This is a genomic window from Tissierella pigra (assembly GCF_009695605.1).
In the GTDB taxonomy this organism is placed as follows: Bacteria; Bacillota; Clostridia; order Tissierellales; family Tissierellaceae; genus Tissierella; species Tissierella pigra.
The window spans coordinates 44746-58878 of sequence record NZ_VUNQ01000022.1; the positions used below are offsets into that span (position 1 = coordinate 44746).

A 14133-nucleotide genomic window follows, 5' to 3' on the forward strand; every position below is an offset into this window, starting at 1 on the left:
GTAAATTTTCTTTCAATACTCTTTCCAATAAATAAGAATTTTAAATTACATTTATGTGATTAAGTGCAAATTTCCATATTACATCAATATCTATTCTCTTTATTATATATTCATAAAAGTATTTTGTTAAGTTAGTATTGGGTTTTTCCCAATTTATTTCTTTAAATATCTTTATCATTATTATATTGATTTAATAGTCATATTTATATTTCTCATTTTATAATACCACAAAACATAAATCCTTCACAAAATAAAAACTATAAAAAGATCAAAGAGAGCCTAGACTTTAGCCCATGCTCTCTCCTGATTATAAGGACTTTATTTTATTGGGATATAGTAAAGAATACATTAGATGAAGTATGCTAAACCTCTAACAAAACCACTAATACTATCTTTTGAAATCAATTCTATATTTTAGTGCTCCTACTTGTTCATTTGAAATCTTACTCCATTCTACCCCATTTCATTTCTTCACCATTCTTATCATATTTCTTTCTTTTAGCAGTAATTTCTTCTATCTCTACTTCATATATATTAGTCCTCTTTAATCCTGATTTAACTGCTATATCAAAGTAATCCATTTTTGTGGAAGTATATTTTTCACATATTAGCCTCATGGCTTTTATTTTTTCTTCTTCATCTTCTACTAATCTTACCTTACCTTTCACAACTGCCGATTCATACTCCGTTGTAAAAACACTACTAATAAGTAATACTGATTTAGATTCATCCTTTGCTATTTCATCTAGTTCACCTTTAGTATACTTTTCTGGAATCTTTATTTCTCCTATGAATGATATACTAACATTAGGGTTTTTCTCAAATATCTTTACCTTTCTTCCATCCATAGCTGAGTGAAAATATAAGGTGCTTTTATCCCTTACAATAGAAAGAGGAATTCCATAAGGTTCATTATATTCATCAATCATTGAAATAACACCATATCTTGCCTTATCTATAACTTCTAATCCAAATTCTTTACTCATTTCTCTATCTTTTCTTCTCATAATTTCCACCTACCTAAAATATATTATTTTAATTCTGTAACCAAGATATTGCTTTCATTTTAATCTTTATTAGAATATTTGTACTACTTCTATTCTCATTATATAGTACTTACCCATAATACTCCATAGATCTTTAATAATAAAATCTTAACAATATTGTTACTGGAATCAAAATAAACAAAATTAAATTTATATATATCTATTAAATATTTATAATTTATTTAGTTGTTTGCTTATTTCTAATATTTCCTGATTTATATTTTTCTTATCTTTTTATTAATTTCTATTTTCGAATCATCTTTTTTAACACTCATTTGTTTTTTTTAATGCTTTTTCTCTGTATAAATCTTTATCTGCCATAGTGATTATATCTACCATATTTTTTAATGAATTGCTGTAAGCAACTCCTGCACTAAATTGAATATTTAATCCATAATCTACAGATAGATTGTGAATTTCTCTCCTAATTCTTTCTATAATTTTATAAGCTATATTTTTATCTTGTTTAAAAAGCAAAATTATAAATTCGTCTCCTCCATACCTTAACCCTACATCATTTTTCCTTATACACTTTTTAATTCCTTCTCCTACAATCTCAATGGCTTTATCACCTGCTGTATGACCATGTATATCATTTATTCTCTTTAAATTATCCACATCAATAATTATCAGAGTAAAACTTTCTGTCCTAAGATTAAGCATTTCATCATTGATGAATCTCTCCCAGTAGTTACGATTATATAGTCCTGTGACTTTATCAATAAATACCTTACTGCAATTACTACACTTATTATATTCATCTACGATTGTAATTAAATAGTATAATTTATTGGTAATATTAACCTTGTCAAGGGTTACATAATAATCACCTAACTCATATTGAAATGGTAAATCATCAGACAATCTTTGTAAAATCTTTAGTTTTTCAATATAAGATATAGCATTTTGATTATCTATGCTTGTATATTCTATATTACATCTCTTGTCTAATACAATACGAATTATTTCCTTATGTTTATCCCCTTTAGGCATAATAAATATCCCCCATTTTAAAATTTTGTTCTTTATTAGAACATATTATTACATAGTTTTGGATAAAATACAAGTGTTCCAATAAAGAACAAAAAGGTGGTATATTATGAAGTTAATATTAGATTCTAAAGAGCGTAATGTTGCAGGACCTAGAATAAAAATTGCAAGACTAAAAAGCAAGCTTACACAACAGGAATTATCAGCAAAACTTGAAACACTTGCTGTCTATGTAGATAGGGCAAGTATTTCAAAAATTGAACAACAGAAAAGAATTATTACTGATATGGAACTGGTAGCATTTTCTAAGATACTTAAGGTTAGTGTCGATTGGTTGTTGGGGATTGATAAGTAAGTTTTGATTCAATTAGATAGGGAAAGAAGAATTATATATCTTGATTTATCTATTTTAATGTTTTCATATATACCTTTTCGCATACTATATAATCATAGACGGAGACATATGACAAATTTAATGTATAGAATAATTTATTCATTTTTTTAAAAGGGAATAATACTTTAATAATTAAGGAGATTTATTGTAAATAAACATAAGGTTCTTTAAGAGAAAATAGAATTAAAGCAAAATAAGTATGAGGCAGTTATTATCTACACTTTTATTTAATTACAATAATCCAAGTATTCTTCTACACCCTTAATTTTTATAGATAAAATGAGGGACAATAGTATTGTCCCTCATTTTATCTATATTATTTATCTAGCCATATATAAGTATATTCAGATTCTGATGCTTTTTCCACAGCCTCTCCTGCCGGATGACCTTTTACATAAGATTTAACTACTATCTTTGCTCCCTTTTCATATAAAAATATATTTGGAAGATCCTCTGATAATATTTTTTGTATTTCTTTATATACAGGTGCTCTATCTTCTTCTGAAGATAAGATTACCCCTTGTTTCAATAATTCTTCTACTCTAGGATTATTATATTCCCCTAGATTCATTGAAGTACCTACACCAATACGATTTCCTATTGCTGATATATCTGGTCCTTGGTATCCGCCAAGCATTGTCAATTCAAAATCACGTCCAAACCAAACCTTCTCATCATAAGCTGCATCATCCATTGCATTAACTTGTAGATCTATGCCAAATTCTTTGAAATTTGATTTAAGAACTTCTACTATATCATCAAATCCAGGATAAGTATCCACTGTTGTAGTAAAATAAATTCCATTATCATCAGCCTTATATCCTGCTTCTTCAAGTAAAGCTTTCGCTTTTTCAATATCCCTCTCTGGAAGTTTTGCATCTTCATTTATTGCCCAATCATAAAGAGGTGATATGAAATATTCTGCTTTTTCGCCAATACCTTTTAATGCCTTAGTAAAAATTTCATCTCTATCTATACCATAAGCTACTGCTTGTCTGACCTTTAAGTCAGCAAACTTACCCTTATTTACATTAAAATGTATATAGCCTTTGTTTGGCCAAAGTTTATCATATATTACATAATCTGGATTGTTTTCAAATCCACTAAGCTCATTAGCAGGAACGCCATGTTTATTTTCATCTGTTTCTCCATTTAGCCATGCTTGGTAAGCAGTACTCTGCTCTGGAATTATAGAGAATACTACCTTATCTAAATATGGTTTATCTCCCCAGTATTCATCATTTCTTTCAATAGTTACACTTTGTCCACTTTTATGCTCTACAAATTTAAATGGACCAGTACCTATTGGACTTTGATTTGCAGGATTTTCTAACCAATCAGTTCCTTCATATATATGCTTTGGCATTATATATGTTCCAAACCATGCTATATATCCTAACAATCCTGAATTAGGTCCCTTAAGCTTAAATACTACTGTATTTTTGTCCGGACATATAATTTCTTCAATATCTGAAAGTGATGCTGAAGCAAATCCCTTTTCCTTTATTATCTGATCAAAAGTCCACTTTACGTCCTCTGAGCTGAAATCTTTGCCATCATGCCATTTAACATTTTCTTGTAGATGAAATGTTACGGTTTTAGCATCTTCAGAGAATTCCCATTCTTTAGCAAGATCTGGAACCACTTGATCATATCCATTGATCTTTACAAGCTTATTGAAAATATTTTGAATCACTGGATATGCACCATCATCAGAATGAGCATCAGGATTATATGTTTGAGGTTCTCTAGATACACTTGCTATAAAGGTTCCACCTTCCTTAGGTTCAGATGAAACCTCTGGCTCAGAGTCAATTTTTGCCACATCCTCTGTTTTATTAGCTTCTGGTACTTCATTTTTCTTAGCACATCCTGTAAATAGTCCAAGGCATAGAACTATAACAAGAAGTAAAGATATTTTTCTCATTTACTTTCCCTCCATTTTTTTATATGTAATATATTTACTTATACAGCTTGATTAATTATTTTATCTCAAGCTAATCCAATGAATTTCTTTGTCATTGGAATATTTTTTCACCTCTCCTTTCATTTTTTATTTATTTAATTAAGGAATGAATTCCTTAATTAAATAAATAAAAACAGCTTGCATAATGATTATCTCCCACCTCTTCCATAATAGGATATGATTTATTACACTTTTCACCTGCCTTATAGCATCTTGGAGCAAAATAACATCCTGGACCTGTATCAACAGGAGTAGGCGGTTCACCCTTTATTCTAATTAAATCTTTATTATCAAATGGATTTATAGATCCACAGTTTGAAATCAATGCCTTTGTATATGGATGCCTTGGATTATGTATTACATCGTCTGTTTGCCCAATCTCAACTATTTTACCTAAATACATTACTGCAATCCTATGGGATATATAACGTGTGGTTGCAATATCATGACTTATAAATATCATTCCAGCCCCTCGCTCCTCAGTAAGTTGCAGCAATAGATTTATTATATCTGCACGAACTGATACATCCAGCATAGAAACAGGTTCATCAGCAATAATAATCTTGGGATTCAATAGCATAGATCTAATTATAGATATTCTTTGAAGCTGTCCTCCAGAAAGCTCATGGGGATATCTGGAAAGATAGTCCTTTGCTGGTCTTATACCTGCCTTCTCCATAGCCGCTATACAAATATTTATTCTTTCTTCCTCAGAATTCCCTATACCATGTATCTTTAATGCAGTAGTCAATATCCTTTTAACATTATCTCTAGGGTCAAAGGTATCAAATGGATTTTGGAAAATCATTTGACAATCTCTCCTGAATTTTAAATCTTTATTTCTCAATATGTATTCAATAGACTTGCCCTCAAATTCAATAATTCCTTCTGTGGGACTCTCTAAAGCAACTAATAATTTTCCCAAAGTAGATTTACCACAGCCAGACTCACCTATTATTCCCAATATGTTTCCTCTTTCAAGGGAAAAGCTAACTCCATCTACAGCCTTGATAGTTTGTTTCTTTTTTTGAACATACCATTTTCTTAAATCCTTTACCGTTATGAGGCTAGCCATTATATTCACCTCCCACTAAATGACATGCTACCTTCCAATCATTTGATATCTCTACGGTCTTTGGCTCTCTGACAAAGCATATATCCATAGAATCTTTGCATCTATCAGCAAAAATGCATCCCCTATGTACCACACTAAGATCTGGAAAAGAACCTGGAATCCCCTTTAACCTATTTCTCTCTCCTGTAAGAGATGGATAGGAATTCAAAAGCTCCCTAGTATAAGGATGCTTAGGCAAACTAAAGACATCTTCCACATATCCTGATTCAAGAAGGTAACCTGCGTACATCACTGCAACCTTTTTACATGTTAAAGATACTACTGACACATCATGAGTTATCATTATTCTTGTCAATTTTAACTTTTCTTCAAGCTCCATTATCTCCTCAAGTATCTGTCCTTGTGTCACAACATCTAAGGCAGTTGTTGCCTCATCTAATATCAATAGCCTCGGGTAATGAAGCAAACTAAGAGCTATACTGACTCTTTGGATCATTCCTCCTGATAATTCATGAGGATAAAGATTATATACTCCCTTCGATAGATTCACAAGATTAAATAGTTCAAGTATTCTCTCCTTAGTATCTTTATCTGTAGCATTTGCCTCATGAATTTTATATATATCATTCATTTGAAGCCCGATTTTATGTACGGGACTTAGGGAATTCATTGATTTTTGGAAAACATATGCAATTTCCTTCCACTTTATTTGTCTCAATCTTTCTTCATCTATTTTTAATAGATCAGTTCCATCAAATATAATATCTCCCGTTATTTCTGTTATTTCCTTGGGAAGGAGACTAAGAATCGACATAGCAAATGTTGACTTTCCTGACCCGGATTCACCGACTATTCCAACAGAATCCTCTGATTCTATATTCAAAGATAAATCCTTCACTGCTTTAATCTTTTTCCCTTTAACTTTATATACAATATTTAGATAATTTATATTAAGTAATGACATTTTATCCTCCTCAGTCTTTCCCATTAAATTTAGGGTTTAACAGATGATTCATTCCTTCTCCAATTAAATAGAAGGAAAGCACTGTACATACAATTGCCAAACCTGGAAAAGTGCATATCCACCAGCTTCGTGGGAGGTATACTTTTCCATTTGCAATTATCTTGCCCCAGCTTATAACATTGGGGTCTCCAAGACCCAAGAAAGATAAGCCTGCCTCAGATAATATTGCTGACGATATAGCCATTGTGGAATCTGCTATAATGGGGAAAATTCCATTAGGTATAATATGCCTAAACAATATCCTAATATTGCCTTCACCAATGGTTTGAGCGCTTTTTATAAATGTCCTTTCTCTTAAGGATATTGCTTGTGAACGCATCAATCTTGCAGTGCCTGTCCAGCTTGTTAATGCCATAACAACTATTATATTAGTTAAACTGCTGCCATAGATTGCAATAATAATTAATATTAGAAAAAAAGTTGGCAGCATTAAAAAAATATTTATTATCTCAGAAATTATTTTATCAGTCTTTCCCCCTAAATATCCTGCAATACCTCCTATTAATGTTCCTATAATCGACGATATAAAGGCAACTACAATTCCTACCTTTAATGATGTCCTAGCACCCCAAACTACCATGCTAAATACATCTCTGCCTAAACCATCAGTACCAAAAATATATTTAGAAGAAGGCCTTGCAGTTAAATCATCGTTTAAAAAATAAGGATCATTAGTAGCAATAAAGGGGGACAATATTGCTACTAAAATCAATATTATAAGAATTGTAATGCCAATCAATAGTTCCTTACTAGAGCATATTTTCTTCAATATATATTGCACATTCTTCATAATATAGCACATCCTTATTCAAGCCTAATTCTTGGATCTATTAAGGCATAGATAATATCAGTAATAATCATAACTACACAAATAGATACAGAGATCATCAGATATACACCTGTTAGCAATGGATAATCCCTTTTCATTATTGCATCCATAATAAGTCTGCCCATACCGGGCCATGCGAAAACTATCTCTATCAAAGCTACTCCACTAATTATAAATGCCAAAGATAAGCTGAGTTTTGTAATAGTAGGGATTATAGCATTTCTCAACACATATTTATTAAATATCTTATTTTCTTTCATTCCTGCTGCTCTTAAAGTCAAAATAAAATCCTCTGACATAGTTTGCAAAACTGAGGATCTAGCTATTCTGAAATACATTGGCATCTGAATTATAAATAGGGTACTGACAGGTAAAATCATATGCTTTACAACGTCTAAAACACGAGCAAACCCTTGATGTTCTGCTCTTAAATCATACATTCCTGAAGTAGGTAAAATTCCAAATTTAGATGCAAATATAAGTATCAAAATTAATCCAAGCCAAAAGCCAGGAATAGCATCAAAAACATAGCAAGCACTGCACATAAGCCTATCAAATATAGACCCTGCTTTCCTTGCTGCATATACACCTAAAAATGTTCCTACTATAACTGACAATATAACCCCTGTTAAAGTAAGTAAAATTGTGGCAAATAACTTTTCACCGATTAACTTTGACACAGGCTCATTGCTCATATAGGAATATCCAAGATCACCTTTCAATATATTTTTTATATAATTACCAAACTGGATTGGAATAGATTTGTCTAATCCGTATTTAGCTGTTAAATGTTCTATAAGCTCTGGATTAGGATTTTCTGTACCTGCTAAAACTTTTATAGGATTTCCTGGAGCATATCTAATTAAAAAAAAGGTTAAACAAAAAGAAAATAATATTGTCAAGATTCCAGTAGTAATACGCTTTCTAATATAATCTCTCATAATATTTCCTCCTAATTAATCCGTCATTTCTAAAAATTATTCTAAAATATATGATAAACTTCTAACAATTTCCTTTTTCATTGAGTAGTATAACATTTAATCTCCAGTATGTTAAATAGGATTTATCTATTCTAAAAATTTATTGATATGTTTTAATAATACTCAAATTGCTGTTAATATAATTTTTTATATCTATAACTTAAAATTTAAATTTTTCAAATAAAAAAGCAGGAGATTTCTTGGATTTTAGTCCATTCTTTCTCCTGCCTTTAAAGAATTTTTTATATAAGACCATTTTTACTTGCAAAAGTAAAAATGCCTATTCCTGCTGCAATTGATAAATTTAATGAGTCAACAAGATCTGAAGAAGGGATTTTTACACTTGTCCCTATACCTAGAAAACTTTCATCAAGCCCTGTTGCTTCGTTGCCGAATATTAAACTAAAAAGATTTCCTTCTGAACAATTATCAATATTCAAGCATATTTCTCCCTTAAGCATAAAAGGATAACACCAATGTCTTGAGTATATTTGTCTATATTCTTCAAAAGAATTGAATAACTGAAAATTAATTCTAAACAACGCCCCCATAGAAGCCCTAATGGTTTTAGGATTAAATATATCAGCTGCTGGAGTAATTATTGCAAGATTATGTATGTTAAATCCTGCCATGGTCCTTATTATAGTTCCTATATTTCCCATATCACTTGGGTTTACAAGAACTACATGAGGTTTTGATTTGTCCAAAATATATGAATGTTTTTCAAACACTCCAATAATATAGCTATTCTCTTTCTGACTTATTCGAATAAAAGTTTTATCATCATACAAAAAAGTGATTTTATTATCTCTACAAACCCTTTCCATTTCCTCTTTGTTAGAATATCTCGAATGGATATAAACTGCTTTAACAATTTCCGGCTTAATTTCTATCAACTCATAAGTTGCATATGCACCAGAAGTATAAGAATAATCAAATTCCTTCTTGTATGGTTTTAAAATTAATTTGTTTTTCATATAGACCCCGCTCCTTAAAATATTAAAGTATTTAAGGGTGCAAAGCCTAAATGATAAACAGAATCATACTATGCAGCGATATCTCTACTCCATGCAAAGCTCGCAGTCTGTTTATCAATAGACCTTGCATGGAGTACACCTAGTGTAACGCCAAAATTTATTGCCATTAAAATCACCTCCTTAACTGTTATAATATCATAATATTCCTTTATCTTTTCAAAATATATTTAAAATTCAATTTGATAACTATATTTTTTCGTTTTGTACTCTTACGATATTTTAAAAGGATAATTTTATCCATTTTGCTTGTCTATTTAACCTTCCATTTCATTGATTTTACCAGACTTAAACCTTATCCTTATTTCCTTTACTCTTGAAAATCTAATAAAAAAAACATGGCTTAACCGAGATTCCTTATCCCTTCTAAACCATGTTTCCTAAAACAATTTTATTTACTCCCATCAAAAATTTGCATAATGATAGGACTTTATTTGATGTAAACATATAATTTTATTTCCTATATCTCTCTTCTATTATCTATAGCCTTTGCTATGGTTATTTCATCAAAATATTCTAAATCTCCGCCTATTGGAATACCATGGGCTATTCTTGTTACCTTTATTCCTAAGGGTTTCACCAGTCTAGAAATATATAAAGCTGTTGCTTCACCTTCCACTGTCGGATTAGTAGCCAGAATTATTTCTTTGACTTCATCATTTGACAATCTATCTAAAAGTTCCTTAATTTTTATATCATTGGGTCCTACATTGTCCATAGGAGATATAACTCCATGAAGTACATGATATTGTCCCTTATACTCTCTAGACTTTTCCATGGCTATAATATCTTTTGCTCCCTCTACTACACAGATTATAGACTTATCCCTTATGTTATCTCTACAGATATTACATGGGTCTTCATCTGTTAGATTACAGCAGATACTACAAAGCCTTATTTTATCTTTTGCCTCTATAATGGATTTAGATAATTTTTCTGCATCTATATCTTCCATTTCCAATATATAAAAGGCTAATCTTTGAGCAGTTTTTCTACCTATACCTGGTAAATGCGATAGCTGCTCTATTAAATTGGCTATTGGTAGTGCATACTGCTCCATTATCTTACTCTCCTTCTATTAGAACAATCCTGGGATATTCATTCCACCAGTAAGCTTATTCATTTCCTTAGTCATCATATCTTCAGCTTTTCTAAGAGCTTCATTTACTGCAGCTAGAACTAGATCCTGCAGCATTTCCACATCTTCTGGGTCTACTACACTTTCATCTATGGTAATTTCAAGAACTTCTTTTTTACCATTTACTTTGCAAGAAATAGCTCCACCACCAGCAGTTGCTTCTACTTCTGTTTCTTCCAATTGTTTTTGCATTTCCTCCATTTGTTTTTGCATCTTTTGCATTTGTTTCATCATATTTCCCATATTTCCACCCATTCCTGGGAATCCACGTTTTGCCATAATTAATTCTCCTTCCTTATTTTATTTGTACTATATCTTCTCCAAAGAAGTCTATGACCTCTTTTATAGCTTTATCCTTGTTTTTTTTTTCATCTTCAACTTTTGGTTTTTCATTACCCATTATAAATCTTATGTCTATATTCTTCTTAAAATAAGCAGAAATAGTATTTTCTACAAATTCCTTATTAGCAGGTTTTTCTATGGCATCTTTATGGAAACCAAAACCTTCTTTATATCCTATGGTCAGTGTATTATTAGAATAACTAACAAGTTTCCCTTCAATAAGTAAAGCAAAAATATTCATCTTCTTAGATTTTATACTTTGAAGTACTTGTTGCCATTCCTTGACTATTGTTTCAAAGGCTAAGTCCTTTCCGTCATCTGAAAAGCTTTCTTTTTCAGGTATTTTCTCCTCATGTTCTTCTGTTTTTAGTTCTTCTTTTTTTATCTCTGGTGTATTTCCTACATGAGTACTTTCTACTTTAGGCTGTTCTTCTATAACCTTTACTTCTTTTGGTGCACCTTCTTCTAACCTTCTTATTCTTTCTTCCAACGAATAAATATCCTCTAATTTAGTTATTTGAATTACTGCCATTTCGAGAATTATTCTAGGTTGAGTCGACCATTTTGCCTTTTCATCTGCCATTGTAAGTGTATCTAGGGATTTAAGTATAAAATTTAACTCTAGGTTTTTACTTTGTTCTATATATTTTGCCAGTAAGTCTTCATCTATATCTATTAATTCTAGAGGATTTTTAGATGTCTTTATTATCATCAGATTTCTGAAGTGCATAATTAAATCCTTAATAAATTGATGAATATCCTTACCATTTTGAATGACCTCATCTATTGTTTCCAATACATTTTCTAGATTCTTGCATATTATATTATCTATTATATCAATTATTAGTCCATTGTTTACTATGCCTAGTATACCTATGGCATCTTCATAAGTGATTTTACCTTTACCAAATGATACACATTGATCAAGTAAACTCAAAGCATCTCTCATTGCTCCATCAGAATTTCTTGCTATTAAACTCAGTACCTTTCTATCTACTTCTAGATTTAAGTTGCTACAAATACTCTCCATGTTCTCAATTATATCTTTTGTAGTAATTCTTTTAAAATCAAATCTTTGACATCTAGATAGAATTGTCTGAGGTAATTTTTCAGGTTCTGTTGTTGCTAATATAAATATTAGATGTTTAGGCGGTTCTTCAAGAGTCTTTAACAGTGCATTAAAAGCTTGAATAGTCAGCATATGAACTTCATCTATTATATAAACTTTATATTTTGCCCTAGCTGGTGGATATATTACTTTATCCCTTAGTTCCCTAATATCATCTATACCTCTATTACTGGCAGCATCCATTTCTATAACATCTATTATGCTTTCATCTAATATTCCTTTGCAGATTTCACACTCATTACATGGATTACCCTCATGAGAATTAAGACAGTTTACGGCTCTAGAAAATATCTTTGCTGTAGAAGTTTTACCTGTACCTCTTGTTCCTGAGAATAAATAGGCATGACCAATATTTTCCTTTTGGATTTGATTTCTTAATGTAATTGTTATATGTTTCTGACCTAAGACATCATCAAAGGTTTTAGGTCTATATTGTCTATATAAGGCCTGGTACATAATCTCACCTACATTTTTATAATATAATATATTATATCAGATTTGGCCTTAGATTACACCTATTAATCTTATACTGCTACATCCTTAAAAAGTAAATATAGCTTTTATTGGAACAAATTTACTGAAATCCATTATTTATAAAAGATAAATTAGTATAAAAAATTATTTTTTATACTATGCGTCAATATTAAGCTACGGGGTATTTATTACTGGTATGGATTAGAGACTGATAATATATTTAAAAAATTTAATGATAACTAAGGAGGAAATATATGAAAATAAATTTTAAGCTAAAGGTTATAGTAATAGCCTTATTATTTTTTTCACTAGTCAGTACAGTATCAGTATTTTATCAACTGGAGAAAATGGAAGCTGATAGTAGGGTAATTAATGATGCAGGTTCAGTTAGAGGGGGAAGTCAGAGACTTATTAAGTTGGAATTAACTGGAGAAAATGCAGATGAGCTTATAGAGACAATAGAGAAGAAAATAAATGGATTAATTGATGGAGATTCTGGGCTAGGATTGCCAAAGGCTACAGATGAAGAATTTATTTCGTCTATGGACAAAGTAAAAAAAGACTGGGAAGATATAAAGGAAACCATATATGAAAGTAGAAAAAGTGGAGAGAAATCTAATTTAATAAGTAAAAGTGAGAATTTCTTTGAGACCACTAACGAAGCTGTTGCAGCAGCTGAGAACTATTCAAAAGGAAAGGTAATATTTCTTAAATTCATTCAAGGTACAATATTTGTTTTTAACTTGATAATCTTAATATTTATTTGGATTATGAGTAATAGAGGAATTTCTAAGCCACTTATGCACTTATTTGAGGCAATAGATAATTTAGATGTTTCTGAGAATATCCCAGAAGAATTTATGGTTAAAAGAGATGAGATTGGTTTATTATCTAATGCCTTTCAAAAGGTTATAGATAGATTAAGGAACCTTATAAACCAAATATCAGAGTTATCCATTGAAGTGGCAAGTTTTTCTGAAGATCTCAATTTAACAATTAATCAATCAGCAATTGCAACAGATGAAGTTTCCAGAGTCATAGAAGAAATTGCTAATGGAGCAACTGAACAGGCAGAAGAAACTGAAAAAGGAGCAATGAAAATAGTACATTTAGGCTCTTTAGTGGAACAGGAACAGCAGTTATTAAGTGAACTAAAAGAATCCACAGAAAAAGTAAATATATTAAAGAGTGAAGGAATGGAAATCATAAAGGATCTTGTTGAAAAAACAGCAGATAATAATGAAGCTTCTAAAAAAATAAGAGAAGTAATAATAGATACTAGTAAAAGTGCAGAAAAAATTGCAAACGCAAGCCATATGATAAAGAGCATTGCTAATCAAACTAATTTATTGGCATTAAACGCGGCCATAGAAGCTGCAAGAGCTGGAGAAGCAGGTCTTGGATTTTCAGTAGTAGCAGACGAAGTGAGAAAGCTTGCAGAAGAGTCCAATAATTTTACTGAAGAAATAGCAAAAATAGTCGATGATCTTATGGAAAAGGTTGACTCTGGTGTTGCTATTATGAAAAATGTAGAAGAAATAGCAATTTTACAAACTGATAGCGTAGAGATGACTAGCAATAAATTGAGAATGTAAATAACTTTGTGCTTTAGAGATAACTACTCATCTCTAATCTGACAAGAAATATTAAACTGGATAAAACTTACAATTAAATATCTTGATTATATCTTTGCCAAGGTTATTTTAATTTAT

Annotated in this window: 13 protein-coding genes; 2 read left to right on the forward strand and 11 right to left on the reverse strand. The window is 30.7% G+C overall.

Translation table 11 applies throughout. From position 1 onward, the window contains the following. Window positions 1–443: 443 nt before the first annotated feature. Window positions 444–1007, reverse strand: a complete 564-nt coding sequence (locus FYJ83_RS11165; RefSeq protein ID WP_154440585.1) for a pyridoxamine 5'-phosphate oxidase family protein — start codon at window positions 1005–1007, stop codon at window positions 444–446. A gap of 303 nt (window positions 1008–1310) precedes the next feature. Then, window positions 1311–2039, reverse strand: a complete 729-nt coding sequence (locus tag FYJ83_RS11170) for a GGDEF domain-containing protein (protein ID WP_154440587.1) — start codon at window positions 2037–2039, stop codon at window positions 1311–1313. Between the two features lie 106 nt (window positions 2040–2145). Between FYJ83_RS11170 and FYJ83_RS11175 the strand changes: the two genes are divergently transcribed. After that, window positions 2146–2391: a helix-turn-helix domain-containing protein gene (locus FYJ83_RS11175; protein ID WP_154440589.1), complete on the forward strand. Its 246-nt coding sequence runs from the start codon at window positions 2146–2148 to the stop codon at window positions 2389–2391. 355 nt (window positions 2392–2746) lie between these two features. On the opposite strand, the gene FYJ83_RS11180 is transcribed toward FYJ83_RS11175, so the two are convergent. The 9 genes from FYJ83_RS11180 to dnaX form a co-directional block, all read right to left on the reverse strand. Beyond that, complete coding sequence (locus tag FYJ83_RS11180) at window positions 2747–4357, reverse strand: ABC transporter substrate-binding protein (protein ID WP_154440591.1); 1611 nt, start codon at window positions 4355–4357, stop codon at window positions 2747–2749. A 154-nt stretch (window positions 4358–4511) separates the two neighbouring features. Beyond that, window positions 4512–5471, reverse strand: a complete 960-nt coding sequence (locus FYJ83_RS11185) for an ABC transporter ATP-binding protein (protein ID WP_154440593.1) — start codon at window positions 5469–5471, stop codon at window positions 4512–4514. Further along, window positions 5464–6435 (reverse strand): ABC transporter ATP-binding protein, encoded by a 972-nt coding sequence (locus tag FYJ83_RS11190; RefSeq protein ID WP_154440595.1) that lies wholly within the window; start codon window positions 6433–6435, stop codon window positions 5464–5466. The genes FYJ83_RS11185 and FYJ83_RS11190 overlap by 8 nt, the downstream gene beginning before the upstream one ends. A gap of 10 nt (window positions 6436–6445) precedes the next feature. Beyond that, window positions 6446–7285, reverse strand: coding sequence for an ABC transporter permease (locus FYJ83_RS11195; RefSeq protein ID WP_154440597.1), 840 nt, complete (start codon window positions 7283–7285; stop codon window positions 6446–6448). 14 nt (window positions 7286–7299) lie between these two features. After that, on the reverse strand, window positions 7300–8265 hold the full coding sequence (locus FYJ83_RS11200; RefSeq protein WP_154440599.1) for an ABC transporter permease: 966 nt from the start codon (window positions 8263–8265) through the stop codon (window positions 7300–7302). Between the two features lie 281 nt (window positions 8266–8546). Further along, window positions 8547–9281, reverse strand: coding sequence for a TrmH family RNA methyltransferase (locus FYJ83_RS11205; protein ID WP_154440600.1), 735 nt, complete (start codon window positions 9279–9281; stop codon window positions 8547–8549). 517 nt (window positions 9282–9798) lie between these two features. After that, window positions 9799–10398 carry a recombination mediator RecR gene (gene recR / locus FYJ83_RS11210; RefSeq protein ID WP_154440602.1) on the reverse strand — a complete coding sequence of 200 codons (600 nt, stop codon included), beginning with the start codon at window positions 10396–10398 and terminating at the stop codon, window positions 9799–9801. An 18-nt stretch (window positions 10399–10416) separates the two neighbouring features. After that, window positions 10417–10755, reverse strand: a complete 339-nt coding sequence (locus tag FYJ83_RS11215; protein ID WP_154440604.1) for a YbaB/EbfC family nucleoid-associated protein — start codon at window positions 10753–10755, stop codon at window positions 10417–10419. A 16-nt stretch (window positions 10756–10771) separates the two neighbouring features. Further along, window positions 10772–12403: a DNA polymerase III subunit gamma/tau gene (gene dnaX, locus FYJ83_RS11220; protein ID WP_154440606.1), complete on the reverse strand. Its 1632-nt coding sequence runs from the start codon at window positions 12401–12403 to the stop codon at window positions 10772–10774. A gap of 272 nt (window positions 12404–12675) precedes the next feature. On the opposite strand from dnaX, the gene FYJ83_RS11225 reads away from it, so the two are divergent. Further along, window positions 12676–14016: a methyl-accepting chemotaxis protein gene (locus FYJ83_RS11225; RefSeq protein WP_154440608.1), complete on the forward strand. Its 1341-nt coding sequence runs from the start codon at window positions 12676–12678 to the stop codon at window positions 14014–14016. Window positions 14017–14133 lie beyond the last annotated feature (117 nt).

Bases quoted from the DNA above. Each gene is read 5' to 3' on its own strand.
- FYJ83_RS11165 (WP_154440585.1), bottom strand. From the start codon at position 1,007: ATGAGAAGAAAAGATAGAGAAATGAGTAAAGAATTTGGATTAGAAGTT.
- FYJ83_RS11205 (WP_154440600.1), bottom strand. From the start codon at position 9,281: ATGAAAAACAAATTAATTTTAAAACCATACAAGAAGGAATTTGATTAT.
- FYJ83_RS11225 (WP_154440608.1), top strand. From the start codon at position 12,676: ATGAAAATAAATTTTAAGCTAAAGGTTATAGTAATAGCCTTATTATTT.
- dnaX (WP_154440606.1), bottom strand. From the start codon at position 12,403: ATGTACCAGGCCTTATATAGACAATATAGACCTAAAACCTTTGATGAT.
- FYJ83_RS11185 (WP_154440593.1), bottom strand. From the start codon at position 5,471: ATGGCTAGCCTCATAACGGTAAAGGATTTAAGAAAATGGTATGTTCAA.
- FYJ83_RS11215 (WP_154440604.1), bottom strand. From the start codon at position 10,755: ATGGCAAAACGTGGATTCCCAGGAATGGGTGGAAATATGGGAAATATG.
- recR (WP_154440602.1), bottom strand. From the start codon at position 10,398: ATGGAGCAGTATGCACTACCAATAGCCAATTTAATAGAGCAGCTATCG.
- FYJ83_RS11200 (WP_154440599.1), bottom strand. From the start codon at position 8,265: ATGAGAGATTATATTAGAAAGCGTATTACTACTGGAATCTTGACAATA.
- FYJ83_RS11180 (WP_154440591.1), bottom strand. From the start codon at position 4,357: ATGAGAAAAATATCTTTACTTCTTGTTATAGTTCTATGCCTTGGACTA.
- FYJ83_RS11190 (WP_154440595.1), bottom strand. From the start codon at position 6,435: ATGTCATTACTTAATATAAATTATCTAAATATTGTATATAAAGTTAAA.
- FYJ83_RS11195 (WP_154440597.1), bottom strand. From the start codon at position 7,285: ATGAAGAATGTGCAATATATATTGAAGAAAATATGCTCTAGTAAGGAA.
- FYJ83_RS11170 (WP_154440587.1), bottom strand. From the start codon at position 2,039: ATGCCTAAAGGGGATAAACATAAGGAAATAATTCGTATTGTATTAGAC.
- FYJ83_RS11175 (WP_154440589.1), top strand. From the start codon at position 2,146: ATGAAGTTAATATTAGATTCTAAAGAGCGTAATGTTGCAGGACCTAGA.